Source organism: Vibrio kanaloae, from assembly GCF_024347535.1.
Classification (GTDB): Bacteria; Pseudomonadota; Gammaproteobacteria; order Enterobacterales; family Vibrionaceae; genus Vibrio; species Vibrio kanaloae.
Genome location: NZ_AP025498.1, coordinates 19,518 through 32,451 on the forward strand (window position 1 = coordinate 19,518; position 12,934 = coordinate 32,451).

At 43.2% G+C, this 12,934-nt stretch carries 11 protein-coding genes and 1 pseudogene; 8 read left to right on the forward strand and 4 right to left on the reverse strand.

All coding sequences use genetic code 11. The features are described 5' to 3' along the window. Positions 1–113 precede the first annotated feature (113 nt). Both OCV24_RS14415 and OCV24_RS14420 read left to right on the forward strand, forming a co-directional pair. The gene (locus tag OCV24_RS14415; RefSeq protein ID WP_017058683.1) at positions 114–344 is read left to right on the forward strand and encodes a hypothetical protein; all 231 of its coding nucleotides are present in this window, start codon (positions 114–116) and stop codon (positions 342–344) included. A gap of 50 nt (positions 345–394) precedes the next feature. Further along, complete coding sequence (locus OCV24_RS14420; RefSeq protein ID WP_102506253.1) at positions 395–1,558, forward strand: alpha/beta hydrolase; 1,164 nt, start codon at positions 395–397, stop codon at positions 1,556–1,558. A gap of 96 nt (positions 1,559–1,654) precedes the next feature. Here OCV24_RS14420 and OCV24_RS14425 read toward each other — a convergent pair whose 3' ends face one another. Both OCV24_RS14425 and OCV24_RS14430 read right to left on the reverse strand, forming a co-directional pair. Next, entirely contained in the window at positions 1,655–2,269 is a 615-nt protein-coding gene (locus OCV24_RS14425) for a LysE family translocator (RefSeq protein WP_137034084.1), read from the reverse strand. Between the two features lie 120 nt (positions 2,270–2,389). Then, positions 2,390–3,310, reverse strand: a complete 921-nt coding sequence (locus OCV24_RS14430) for a LysR family transcriptional regulator (protein ID WP_046224019.1) — start codon at positions 3,308–3,310, stop codon at positions 2,390–2,392. A 408-nt stretch (positions 3,311–3,718) separates the two neighbouring features. On the opposite strand from OCV24_RS14430, the gene yjeH reads away from it, so the two are divergent. After that, a complete protein-coding gene (yjeH, locus tag OCV24_RS14435) occupies positions 3,719–4,984 on the forward strand; it encodes an L-methionine/branched-chain amino acid transporter (RefSeq protein WP_102506254.1) in 1,266 nt (421 codons plus the stop codon). 78 nt (positions 4,985–5,062) lie between these two features. Here the strand turns inward: yjeH and pdxR are convergent, their stop codons facing one another. Next, positions 5,063–6,520, reverse strand: coding sequence for a MocR-like pyridoxine biosynthesis transcription factor PdxR (gene pdxR, locus OCV24_RS14440; protein ID WP_150878887.1), 1,458 nt, complete (start codon positions 6,518–6,520; stop codon positions 5,063–5,065). Positions 6,521–6,610: 90 nt separating this feature from the next. Here pdxR and OCV24_RS14445 point away from each other — a divergent pair, with 90 nt between their 5' ends. The 4 genes and pseudogenes from OCV24_RS14445 to OCV24_RS14460 all read left to right on the forward strand — a co-directional run bounded on the left by OCV24_RS14445 (position 6,611) and on the right by OCV24_RS14460 (position 10,157). After that, a complete protein-coding gene (locus tag OCV24_RS14445; RefSeq protein ID WP_017058690.1) occupies positions 6,611–7,309 on the forward strand; it encodes a pyridoxamine 5'-phosphate oxidase family protein in 699 nt (232 codons plus the stop codon). 640 nt (positions 7,310–7,949) lie between these two features. Then, positions 7,950–8,144 (forward strand): annotated as a pseudogene (locus tag OCV24_RS14450) (cytosine deaminase); the annotation flags it as partial. Between the two features lie 351 nt (positions 8,145–8,495). Further along, on the forward strand, positions 8,496–8,708 hold the full coding sequence (cspE, locus tag OCV24_RS14455) for a transcription antiterminator/RNA stability regulator CspE (protein ID WP_004740083.1): 213 nt from the start codon (positions 8,496–8,498) through the stop codon (positions 8,706–8,708). A 432-nt stretch (positions 8,709–9,140) separates the two neighbouring features. After that, a complete protein-coding gene (locus OCV24_RS14460) occupies positions 9,141–10,157 on the forward strand; it encodes a GGDEF domain-containing protein (RefSeq protein WP_017058691.1) in 1,017 nt (338 codons plus the stop codon). 144 nt (positions 10,158–10,301) lie between these two features. On the opposite strand, the gene OCV24_RS14465 is transcribed toward OCV24_RS14460, so the two are convergent. Then, a complete protein-coding gene (locus tag OCV24_RS14465; protein ID WP_017058692.1) occupies positions 10,302–10,898 on the reverse strand; it encodes an aldolase/citrate lyase/malate synthase family protein in 597 nt (198 codons plus the stop codon). A 268-nt stretch (positions 10,899–11,166) separates the two neighbouring features. On the opposite strand from OCV24_RS14465, the gene OCV24_RS14470 reads away from it, so the two are divergent. Next, a complete protein-coding gene (locus tag OCV24_RS14470; protein ID WP_230855807.1) occupies positions 11,167–12,597 on the forward strand; it encodes a DUF3612 domain-containing protein in 1,431 nt (476 codons plus the stop codon). Positions 12,598–12,934: the final 337 nt, after the last annotated feature.

Consider the following 12,934-nt stretch of genomic DNA (forward strand, 5'->3'; position numbering starts at 1 on the left):
CTAAATCTACACACACCTGTGTCATAGTGACTCTCTGAGATTAATTAACGGTGTTCATGTTTCGTTCAGAATAGAAGCGATATAGTAACAACATAGAGAAAAGAGGAATGAATATGAAAAATATATTAGTTACGATTGCTGCACTGTTTACTGGCCTTTTGGCGCTATTCACAAGCTTGATTCTTGCTATTCCTTTGGCTATTGCAGCTTTAATTACTGGCAAGCGCATTCAGAACCAAATGAAGAAACAAGGTTTCGCAGCTCATATGAACACTCGTCAGTCATCAAATAATGATGCTGGTATTATTGAAGGTGAATACGAAGATCTTTCGAGAAAAAAGTAATTTGATCTTTTGTATTATCATCGTAAAAATTCTAAAGACAACATCACACAATGCATAGAAAGACCATTGTTACACTACTTACTTTAACGATTTTAGGCCTTATTGGTTGCTCCAACGAGGCCATTAAACCCGCTTACGAAGCCTCACCAAACTTACCCGAATATCAGCAAGATACTTTTCACGCATACATCAGTGACACTCAAAATTGGTTGCTAAAGAACCGTGTCTTCATGACAGAAAACAAGCAGCTTGAGATTCAACTCAATTCTCCAACAGAATATAAACCGGCTTCTCCAAATGGAAAGGCGGTGTTATTAGTTCATGGACTAGGTGACTCCCCTTATTCATTTAATGACATTGCTACGCATTTATCAGAACAAGGTTACCTAGTGAGAACGGTATTACTTCCGGGCCACGGTAGTCGCGTAGGCGACTTAATGCAGCCAAGCTTAGAAGATTGGCAAGGTGTCGTCGCTCACCATACTAAGTTACTTGAACAAGAATATGATTCCGTTTGGCTTGGCGGTTATTCAACAGGCGCGAATCTAGTGACTTCACAGGCGATGAATGATCCCAAAATTTCAGGGTTACTGCTGTTCTCTCCTGCGTTTCAACCGAGCTCATCAGCCGTGCAATACGCAAGTCTAGCAAGTTATTTTATTACTTGGGCGGATCAAGATCCTGAAGACAACATACTGCGTTATAACTCATTACCCATGAACGGTGCCGCCGTTTACTACGAGACCTCAGAAGCGGTTCGCGAAGCTCTACAAAAGAAGCACTTCGACAAGCCTGTGTTTATTATGATGAGTGAAGGCGACAGTGTGATTGACACCAACTTTGTCCAGCAGGCGTTTATTCAGTCGATGCCAAATCCAAACAATGTGCTAATTTGGCTAGGGGAAACCACACTTGAAGATCCTCGCGCTATTCAATACAGCATGAAGATCCCAGAGCAGCGTATTTCCAATGGTTCCCACATGGGGTTACTGTTCTCACCCAATAACCCGTACTACGGAATCAATGGTAGTGAGAAGATTTGTTCTAACGGGCAAGCTGAGGGCTTTGAACAGCAGTGTATCGACAATAGTGAAGTCTGGTATTCAGCGTGGGGATATATTGAGGATGGAAAAAACCATGCTCGCCTAACCTACAATCCTTACTTTGCGGATTCAATGGATAAGCTTGATACAGTGTTAGATTCTGAAGGCTAAAAAGCCCCCTCGACAAGGAATACGAAAGGCTCACTAGATAACATCTAGTGAGCCTTTTTAATGGGTATCGTTTTCTTTCCAACATATACCTTAGCGCTATATAGTCCACACCACACGAGCTGCCAGCAAGACTAAAACGACTCCTGACAATCGATCGATCAACTGTGCTTTTGCTCGAATGCGCTCTACGATAAGCGGGCTAGATAACACCAAAGTAATGAAAGTGTACCAAAGGCCATCAACAATCAGCGGTGTTGAGACAATGATAACTTGATTGCTGAGTTCATTACCTAACGCCACGAATTGGCTAAATAGAGCAATAAAGAACAGCGCGATCTTTGGGCTCAAGATAGAAATTAAGAAAGCCTCACGCGCAGACTGCCTGTAGCTCATCTGTTCGCCTGCTTCCAATTTCGCTGCAACGCCACCTTTTGAACGTAACGCATTCACACCTAAATAAAGCAGGTACGCTGCCCCCGCCAAACTGATCCCTTTAAACAGTATTGGCGATTGTTCAAGTAACACCGCCAAGCCGACAATGGTTGCGAATGCGTAAATACCTATGCCAGCCGCGTGTGACCAAGCGGCAATCAGGCCATTAATACGGCCACCAGCCAAACTGTGCTTAGCGATCATCGCCAAGCTTGGGCCCGGAGACATTGCACCCAACAAGCAGATAGCTAATAAAGAAAACCAAATTGTTACTGTCATCATTCCATTCCTAGTAAAACAAGGCGCTCCAACTGAACACTCTATACTTGATACTTGATACTTACCATAATTCGCAGAAGGTATTATTTGAAATCAAAGATAATCATCATACTTATGATTTTAAATCATACTGATATTGTAGCTCGACTTCTGCATGGCTTGGAATGCCTTTTCTCGCGCCCATTTATGAGCAGAATCGTTGTCATACTTAGGGTGCCACATTAACCAATAAGTGTGCATTTCCGTATCAAACGGCAAAGAAAAGTAAGTCGTGTCGAGGTGCCTACCTAGGTTGTAGGCTATATGTTCCGGAACAATCATCAGATAGTCATCTTGCATCAATACCGTTCCAGCCGATGAAAAGAAAGGAACCTGAAGTGCTATTTTTCGCTTCAGTCCTTGCTTCTTCAATGCTATGTCCGCGTAGCTGTCTTTGTCTCCGCCACCGGTAACCTTTATGTGCGAATACTTAACGATATCTGCTGAGCTTATGGCCAATTGCTTAGCCAACGGATGGGAAGCTCTCATCAAGCACACCGACTTATCTTCACCAAGCTTGATACTTGATACATGATCCGGTTTTTGAGGAAACATACTTGATGCCAAGTGAATACCTGATTCGCTCAGTGTTTCTAGGTAGGTTGGTTGCCACAAACGGTAAGCCAACTTAATCTTCGGCGCTTCAGCCGATACTTCAGAAACAATGACAGGAAGAATATACTGAGCAACATAATCGCTTGAAGACAACACCAATTCACCCTGCCAGTCTTGCGGCTCGAAGGGTTTATCATCTAATAGGTGATCAAACTCACTCAGAAGATCATCGAGCTTGCCTTTAAGCAACAGAGCTCGGTTGGTAGGAACTAGCTTATTACCATCACGAACGAGCAAAGGGTCACCACACAAATCTCTCAGCTGCGCAAGTTGGCGACTCACAGCTGACTGTGTAATGTGCAGGCGCTGGGCGGCTCGGCTTACATGGCACTCTTCAAGAAGCACATGCAGCGAGCGCAACAAATTTAGATTGATATTACCTAACATGGACAACCTTAACGCACGACTTAACGTTGACTTTCGATAGATTAAAAGACAAATTTTGCTTATTAAAAAACTCAGTTAAAACCGTATGAGTCATCAAGTGACGAAGGTCTGAGTAGCCTTGCTGCTGATCGCGAATTTGATTCAAACGTTCCATGCTTGTGGTGACTTCCATTGTCGTTCTATTTATCCCGACTAATTTGACACAATTTCCCTCGATAGAACAGCAGACACTTTAACGCTTAACTGGATAAATACCGTTAAAATGGCAGTATTTAAGACGTTTTGCTAGCTGCATTATTAGTAGCGACACTGTATGCTTTCAATCACAATTAGGAATAAGCACTGAACGCACCTTTTTTGCATAACCCTCTCTTAGCAAAAGAAATGTAGCATCAGCAAGGAAAGCTAATGGCGCAACTCAAACAAGAAATCACGCTCACTTCAGGAATCGGGCAACTCTCGACGACATTACTAGGCACAGGGCTATTCATGATCCCCGCTATTGCTGCAGGTATCGCGGGTCAGTTATCACTACTAGCATGGTTAGTGCTGTTTATCGCCATTTGCCCGGTCGCCCTAACCTTCGCCGCATTGGGAAAACGCTACCCTAATGCAGGAGGCACCGCCTACTTTGTACGCCAAGCGTTCAGTGAGCGATTAGAAACAAGCGTGGCATGGTTGTTTGTCAGTGTTATTCCCGTCGGTATTCCAGCAGCGATAGCATTAGCGGGAGGCTTCGCTCAACAGCTGTTACCCGTACCTTTCGACACACCGCTTGGTGCTCAGTCCTTAACTGTAGCTCTGCTTATTGCCGTCAACTTGATGGGCAGTAAGTCTTCTGGTCGTCTGCAAACGGTTATTGCCTTGTCGATCTTTGCGTTAGTTAGCGCTTTTGTTTGGAAAGCTGATATCACAATTGCAGATGTCACGATTCCCGCTATCTCATACGATTCTATGTGGTCTATTGGGGCTGCATTAGCGGTTATGTTTTGGTGTTTTGTGGGGATAGAAGCTTTTGCTCACATGGGAGAGGAGTTTAAGAATCCACAGCGCGACTTTCCAATCGCCATCATTGCAGGGTGTTTCGTCGCAGGCTTGGTGTATTGGGCTTGTTCAGTGGTTATTCTCAAGCTTGGGGCGTATGGTTCTTCTGAATTTGATGCCGTTTCTATCCCTTGGGTAACTGAACAACTGTTTGGCAATGGCTTCAAAACGGTCATCAGCGTGCTTGGTTTCTTTGCTTGTTTTGCGAGCCTAAACCTTTATACCCAAAGCTTGTCTCGCATGATCTGGGCCCAAGCCCGCCAACATAGCCCAACCCGTAAAATGGCCCAGCTCAACAACCGTGGTGTACCACTCTACCCAACTTTAGCGATTGGCTTCATCGCGCTTGTTTCGTGTGTAATTGGTGAGCTGTCTAGCTTGGATCTCGAATTCTTTCTCAAACTCGCCAATAGTATTTTTGTTCTGGTTTATATGCTCGCGATGTTAGCGGCTTGTCGCTTATTAACCGGAACATCGAGATACACGGCCATGGTTGCTCTCGTTATTTGCACCCTGGTTTTTATCTGCTTAGGTTGGTCAATGCTCTATGCGATTATTATTTTAGTGACACTGTCACTCCCATGGCGCAAATGGTCAGGCAAACCAACGGTTTCTATCGACAAGTTGTAAGATAAAGCCCGCAACAACTCTTGGTAAAGCGGAGCTACCACCCATCAAATTCACAGCACTAATGCTCAAAACCAGAGACTATTGATAAAAATGCCGAGCGATCACTTTGATCTTCGGCTTTATGTCAGCCAAACGTATATTTCCAAACCCCAGCACCGCCCCACTCCAATCACGAGCATCACTTGATCCATATTCATAAAAATCAAACGGGCGAATGATGATATTTTCAAGCTCTGCTCTGCGACTCCACTCATGTTCAGATATACCTTGATACCACTTCACGGTCACATGTAACCCCGCTGCTTGACTGATCACTTCAAGATCGCCATGAAATTCACTTTCAATCGCTTCTATCATCTCTTCATACTTAAGTTTGTATGACCGACGCATCTTTCTGATATGACGCAGTAAGTCCCCCTCTTGGACAAAGTCAGCCAGTGCTTCTTGTGTATGGGACGCCGTGTCTCCAGTGAGCGCGTCTTTAATTTCAAGACACTGCGCCACCAGACTTTCTGGCACCACTAAATAACCTAATCGAAGGCCATTGAACATCACCTTACTCAGGGAACCGACATAGATGATACGATCATCGAACCCCAACTTACCCGCTAAACCTTGCATGCTGGTATAAGGGCGATGAGCAAACTGAAACTCACTGTCGTAGTCATCTTCAATAATCCATGACTGATGTTGATTGGCCCAATCGATCAGTTTAAGGCGTTGCTCAGTATTTAAAGTCGTGCCCATTGGGTATTGGTTACTCGGCGTGACATACAGAGCCTTAGCATTACTGGACAATACTTTTTCAATATCTAGCCCAACCTTTTCACGCACACTCACACCATCCAGCTCTAGTCTCAACAGATCGATAATTTTATGCACTTGTCGATAACCGGGTTCTTCCACAAGGATTTTGTCGCCCATCGCTAACGTCGCCATTAATCCGATTGAGATGGCTTGCTGCGCACCTGCGGTAATGATGATTCTGTCTGCACTACATTTAACCGAGCGACTGCTTGCAAGATACCCGCTCAACGCTTCCCTCAAGGCTAACCTTCCCTGAACCTCTTGATTGCCCGCAATGTTCTGACGTGTAGAGTGGCGTTGCAGCAACCTCTGCCATTTCGCAAAAGGGAACGCATCTAAGTCAGGAACTCCGGGGGCAAAGCTGCGGTTAATGTCGTTAGGTGTCGCTATGTTTGTACTCGGTTGACTGACTGTTTGTTTGACCTTCGGATCCTGAACACTGTTTGACTTAGACAAACTTAGAAAGTGTTCTGGTTGTTCAACCGAGACATAAAACCCTGAGCCTTGCTTACTCTCGATATAGCCTTCAGTGACCAGTTGTTCATACGAATAGATCACAGTATTTCGACTCACCGATAACTCGAAGGCCAACTTACGTGTTGAAGGTAACTTACAACCCTTGCTCCATAAATCGTGAACGATCTTCTCTCTTATCGCGTGGAACAAGGCGGTTTGACGCGTGTCGTGTTGCTCGTCTAACTGTAGATCACCAACATCGATAGGCTGCATAACTGGATCCAAATAGTGTTTAAAAGTGGCTCTATTTAATAGACCAGTTAATCGCTACATTAATCAAAAAGCAATGATTAAGGAGCGATTATGTTATCTAACACGAAAAGAACCACGATTAAAAAAGGGGCTCACAAAGCCGTATTTGAACAAGAGAAGCTGCACCAAATTATTGATGAGAGCTTAATCGCACACATTGCATTGCAAGGCGAACAAGGCCCAATGGTTATCCCGATGCTCGCATGGCGAGTGGATGACATGGTCTACATTCATGGGGCTAAAAACAGCCGCCTACTAAAAGGGTTAAAGAAAAGAGAACCAACCTGCTTAACGTTCACTTTATTTGATGGTTGGGTGTTGGCTCGTTCGGCATTTCATCACAGTGCACATTATCGTTCTGCAGTGGTATTGGGGTCGTTTTCAGTCATCGATGACAACCAAGAAAAAGATCGCTTGTTGAACATCTTCATTGAGCAGATTGCACCAGGTAGAACCAATGAAGTTAGGCTGAGTAATGAAAAAGAACTCACAGCAACCGAGTTGTTGGCGATACCGTTAACCGAAGCATCGGTAAAAATTGGTAAGCACGGTGTGAATGATGACAGCACCGATATGAATATCCCCGTTTGGGCGGGTGTATTGCCCTACCGAACCGTTGTCGGCCCACTAGAAACAGTACCAGAACAGGAAGGACTCATTAAAAAGCCAGATTACCAACAAGCCTATGGTGAACGTTGGTATCAGGATGCTCCTCACGATAGTGAACTTAACAACATGACATATAGTTAATGTCATACAATGGGTTGTGCAGACATATAACATGACTGAAAATTAGTTGCTTTACAGGCCAATTTTTAAGCGCTCGACAGATTGCTTAGGTGTTAGGCCACGATGCTTTTTGAACATTCGACGACTCACACAATTTATCAAACGAAACAAAGCTCGTGTGTGATATCAATTCACCCGGGCTTTGTCGTATGTAGCTATTGAACTTCTTAGCTTCACGACTTCTCAGGCCTGACTCTATTATTTTAGCCTCAGGAAAAGTCAACACAAGCCAGATCACTCAAACACTTTATATAACTTCCCTTTTTCACTCTTCCTAATCATCAAACTACTATAAACTCGCAAATCGCAATTGCAAAATACAAATACAATATCCTAAAACGCGAATGAAACGCCTAAATACGCACCGAATTGCTATTAAACAACCTATATTCGAGGTTTTAAAAGTTGGCACGCTACCTGCAAAGTATTTATTGACCCTTCTTAAGCCGAGGGTCACCTAGCCAACTGACGTTGTTAGTGAACCTATTCTTGTTCACAAAATATATAAGCCAATCGCGGTTATTGCGATTGGCTATTTTTTTGCCTGTCTTTTGGCTAGCCACACACCTCTCGATACAGACACCCATTCAATCGCATAATAATCAACATTCATGACTACTTCAGTATCGAAGAAGGTAAGCTACTGATTCTTCCCGCTGATAATGGTTTTGATGCTGTGCATCGCCAAGCGCCAGCCCAAGACTCAGTGCGGCATGGCAAAGCGATCGCAGAGAATCAACTAGCTAAAACAAAAATTAACTTATCTCAAACGGAAGATATAAACTTTAAGCGCTAACATCGTCTATAATAAATTATGAAAGGAGGCTGAGATCCTTCCTTCTGTTATGTTAAGCGAATTGACAAAGACATCACTAAATTAGTGTATACTTTCGACTGCGCACGATATGACAAAAAACACGGATTTTTCAATCAATGAGTGTACATCTCGAAAGACTGTGTTAACATGCACTCGCCCTGTTATCCGGAGTTATTTAAGTTAGATGAAAGTAAAATTAACAAGTAAAATCGTCACCCGTTTTTGTAAGTAGTTTTTCCTTATTTCTTAGCAACATTAAATAATTCAATTATCAGCGCATTGCAGTAATGCAATCAACAATTTAGAAAATTTATGAATAAGGGACAAATTATGTCTAACACAAATACTGGCACTGTAAAATGGTTTAACGAAGAGAAAGGTTTCGGCTTCATTTCTCAAGACAACGGCGGCGCTGACGTATTCGTACACTTCCGTGCTATCGTTTCTGAAGGCTTCAAAACTCTGAAAGAAGGCCAAAAGGTTTCTTTCGAAGTTGAAAACGGTCAAAAAGGCCTACAAGCAGCAAACGTTGTTGCTCAATAATAAGCTTTTAGCTTAAAAGAATTCTAAAGCGCTGATTTTTATCGGCGCTTTTTACTATCTACCCAAAAGCATTTTCCTACCCCACTCTAGACCTTGCACTTAAGTCAGAGTAAACCAATCACAGATCTAATTTCAATTTCCCCTTACTAGTACGTAAATCTATTCTGTTGCTCCAGTTTCAACGCCATTCATTTTTACTTAGAAACTTCACACCAAAACCAATCTTTGTTACAAAATAACTAACCAAAAATATGGTTAAAGAACAATCCATTAGATGACCTTTATCAATACTCAACCGATACTCATAATAAAAAGTAGTGATTTATCCAACCCTCATCTATTAATCATATAATTTTTGAAGCAAAAATCTTCGAAATCCGCTAACCTTGTCCACAAGTGGCTTTAGTTGGTTTGGTATCTGCAGTAAAAATAATGAAAAAAGATGAATTTCAGAAATCCACCGCTAATCTAAAAAAAGCGGTGCCTCTTATGATGAAGAATAGGGTGTCCACAACACCTGCAAATTACGCACTTTGGTACACCTATGTCGACAACGCGATCCCGCAGTTAACTCAAGATATGGACGGTATTTTAGAACACTACGGTATTTGTCCTCCAGCTGTTGGTGAGCAGCTTTACAACAGTTATGTTGCGAGCAAATCCGAAACTAATATCAGTGACCTTCGAGCTAACTTAGAACTGCTAGTTTCTGAAGTTTCGAACTCGATGAACGATACTTTAACTGATACCTCTGCGTTCTCCGACATGATTGATAAAAGCTTCGAAGATTTGGCTCGCGTTGATAATGAAAGCTTATCTATTGATGAAGTCATGTCTTTGGTTCGCCAGCTTGTTTCTGAGTCTCGTCATATTCGTCACTCTACCCAGTTTCTAAACTCTCAGCTGAATTCTGCAACGTCAGAGATTACCAAGCTAAAAACCCAACTGGTAGAAGTACAAAAAGACGCACTCTTTGATAGCACAACGACTCTGTATAACCGCCGGTCTTTCGACCGTGATATGGAAACCTTGTGTGAAGCCAACCAATCCCTGTGTTTGATTCTTCTCGACATCGACCACTTTAAAAACTTCAACGATACCTATGGCCACTTGTTTGGTGATATGGTTTTAAAAGGGATTGCTCGTAAACTGAAGTTAAGCTGTCGAGAGGGCATTTCTGCCTATCGTTTTGGTGGTGAAGAGTTTGCACTCATTGTGCCAAATAAATCTTTACGTATTACTCGTCAACTTGCTGATACTATCCGTCGCTCTCTAGAAAAGATGTATATTAAAGATCGTCGCAGTGGTGAGCAAGTCGGTAATATCACCGCGTCATTTGGTGTTGCTGAACTTGAACTTGGTGAATCCTCTCAGTCACTGATCGAGCGTACTGATAAGCTACTTTACGAAGCGAAATCACTTGGCCGTAACCGAGTCATGCCAGTGTAAGGTTTCATTTGCTCTACGCAAACTAGAGCAAGCGAGCATTAAGCAAAATGCATTCGAAAAAGCCTCAAAGACTATATAACACGTTAATTCTTTGAGGCTTTTTCTTCGACTATATGTATTGTTATCTATGTTTAGAGTGTACCATTAGATTTGAAAGCAGTAATTCAGGCAGTAATCTTCACCACTCTTTGCTCTGAACTCTTTATCTTCGCTGCATGCCTTTGGCTTACCTTTTGCATCACCTTGAATCAAACTGATCCAATGGCGCATTGCTGCAATGGTCTCTTCGCACATTGTGGTCGTTGCTTCCATTGACGAGTGACCGAACGTGGTACATGATTCCAACTGAATATCATCGATTTCCACCAATTCAATACAACCTGTTCCTTTATGACATCCAAACATTACCTCTAGGTGGCTTCCACTGCCATCTCGGAACAAAATAGAGTCCGGGTCATTCTTCTCACCCATATACGCTACAAATTGTTTAGGGTGCTTTAGGCCGCTGTGCTGACCGTCTTTAAAGTAAGCCATGATATGACGGTAGTCGACTACATAGCTGGTTACGTCTTGATGTGAGCCCTTCTCTAGTGGGAATAGTCGATCAAGCAGCTGCTTTGCTCTCACTTGCTTCTCAGTTTGCTGGTTTGCACTGATTGTCTCCACGGCAAAGACAGCTTCAGCGATAAATGGCTTTGATTGTTTTTGGATTTCTGTTTTATCGAATGTAAGCATATTCATAGTCTTTCCCTCTTGACCAGTCCGGTGATAACCACCGATTCCTAACGCAAAAATGTGTCCTAGAGCAATTATTCAAAACTAACGTTTAATTTATTTGTCATTTTGTGAATTGCTTAGTTTGTAGACTAGCGCTTTTTTACATACAATTTCACAACAAAAATTTTACAATGTGAATTTTACAAATATGGCCTTGTCAAAAAGTTTAGTTCGTCAGTCACATTTCCTAGGTACAAAAATACGTAACCTAAGAAAACGTAACCATTTAACGATGGAAGACCTGTCTGCGCGTTGTATTAGAATCAACCCAGAATACGCCCCTTCCGTTTCTTATCTGTCAATGATTGAACGTGGAAAGCGGGTTCCAAGTATCGACATGCTGGAAGTGATCGCTCAGGTCTTCCAGAAGAACCCTACGTGGTTTCTCGACGACGAATCAGAGCAACAAGCCATAGCACCAGATAAGGGGAATCGTGGTGGGATAAGTGGTATGGCGCTTGAGCCTAGTTTCCTTTTTTCCAACGACATTCTACAAATTGCAATACCTGAGATGCTGTCACAAACAGGGATCTCAGGACGCCAGTTTGCACACCTATTGATTCGAGCACACCAAGAAAGCAACCAGAATCATTTCCCAGACCTTGAGCGTGCGGCAGAGGAAGTTGGCTTAAAGCGCCTTAACCTGAGCGTAGAAGACTTGATAGACATCGCAAGAAGCCTTGGAATCAACATCCGCTGGGTTACGCGCACACCGCAAGACGTAGTCGATGAGCTCGGCATAAATGCCAAACAGCTGGTCACCTCTTTTTTTGAACCTCCAGGTACTATCTTCTTAAACGAGATTCTTAAAGAGTATCCAACTCGACTGAAATACGACCTCTCGGTATATATCGGCCATTGCATTCTGCATAGCAAGGAAGGTCTTAAGAGTGTGTTGTCGGTTGGTAACAACAACACATGGGACGACAATCAGGTATCAGGATCTTCACAGCTCAACTCCCAAGATATTCTTCAAGCATGGCGAGACTTTGAATCCAGCTTCTTTGCTGGCGCGCTGCTGTGTCCGAAAGTCCCGTTTAGACAGTTACTCGACCGCATGGGTTACGAAATCGACGTTCACAAAAGAGCAGGGGTTTCCCCCTCTGTGGCGATGCGCCGAATGACGGTAGTATCGCCCTACCCTCACTGGCACTACTTTGATGCTTATGGGCCGGGGAAACTCAAAGCGGTATACCGCGGGAACGGGATTCCACTGCCTTGGGGAAATATGAGAACGGTCGCAGATCCATGTCAACATTGGGCCGTGTTCCGTAGATTATCAGAGCCTCGAGCAGGGAGTTCGGCTCAAATCTCTATTTTAAACGTAGGCGATGAACCAAGAATCTACTGCTGTGAATCCATCAATATGACGGATCCTGCGGGTAACAATCGTGTGTTGTGTGCAGGCATTGACCTCAACCCTGCGATTGATGCTCAAGGCGGTAATTCAAGAGAGATAGCAGAGCAACTTAAAACTTCATGCGTCAACAATGGCGGCTCTGTGACTATCCCACGTAACATCAAAAAAGATCTCACGACAATAGCCAAGATTCTAAATATAAATTGGATTGAACGCGGGATCGAGGCGGAGGCTAGGCTTATTTGTTCCCGAGGTGGAGAGTGCCCTCGCCAACCAAGTTGTTATTCGAAATGTGGTGAGTGATAGCAGTACGAGAACTATAGGTAATTTGTCTTGCTCTGCTTAAAGTAGATTAACTTAGCTTAGTAGCGACGATGAATAAAACTAAGGCCCCAAGCCGAACCTAAAATTCAGGCAAAAAAAAACCAATCACAAAAGGGTGATTGGTCATATATTTTGTGTGAACAATAAAGGTTCACTAACAACGTCAGTTGGCTAGGTGACCCTCGGCTTAAGAAGGGTCACTAAGATTAATGCAGTATGTGTGCCAACTTTAAAACCATGCATTTTCTACGCATCTGAACACGTATTAACCGTAATTCACTGTTCGTTTTGCAAGCTGGGATTGCAAATTGCAAAT

Excerpts from the sequence above, each read along its gene's own strand:
- cspE (WP_004740083.1), top strand. The coding sequence starts at position 8,496 with ATGTCTAACACAAATACTGGCACTGTAAAATGGTTTAACGAAGAGAAA.
- OCV24_RS14445 (WP_017058690.1), top strand. The coding sequence starts at position 6,611 with ATGTTATCTAACACGAAAAGAACCACGATTAAAAAAGGGGCTCACAAA.
- OCV24_RS14465 (WP_017058692.1), bottom strand. The coding sequence starts at position 10,898 with ATGAATATGCTTACATTCGATAAAACAGAAATCCAAAAACAATCAAAG.
- pdxR (WP_150878887.1), bottom strand. The coding sequence starts at position 6,520 with ATGCAGCCTATCGATGTTGGTGATCTACAGTTAGACGAGCAACACGAC.
- OCV24_RS14470 (WP_230855807.1), top strand. The coding sequence starts at position 11,167 with ATGGAAGACCTGTCTGCGCGTTGTATTAGAATCAACCCAGAATACGCC.
- OCV24_RS14460 (WP_017058691.1), top strand. The coding sequence starts at position 9,141 with ATGAAAAAAGATGAATTTCAGAAATCCACCGCTAATCTAAAAAAAGCG.
- OCV24_RS14430 (WP_046224019.1), bottom strand. The coding sequence starts at position 3,310 with ATGTTAGGTAATATCAATCTAAATTTGTTGCGCTCGCTGCATGTGCTT.
- OCV24_RS14425 (WP_137034084.1), bottom strand. The coding sequence starts at position 2,269 with ATGACAGTAACAATTTGGTTTTCTTTATTAGCTATCTGCTTGTTGGGT.
- OCV24_RS14420 (WP_102506253.1), top strand. The coding sequence starts at position 395 with ATGCATAGAAAGACCATTGTTACACTACTTACTTTAACGATTTTAGGC.
- OCV24_RS14415 (WP_017058683.1), top strand. The coding sequence starts at position 114 with ATGAAAAATATATTAGTTACGATTGCTGCACTGTTTACTGGCCTTTTG.
- yjeH (WP_102506254.1), top strand. The coding sequence starts at position 3,719 with ATGGCGCAACTCAAACAAGAAATCACGCTCACTTCAGGAATCGGGCAA.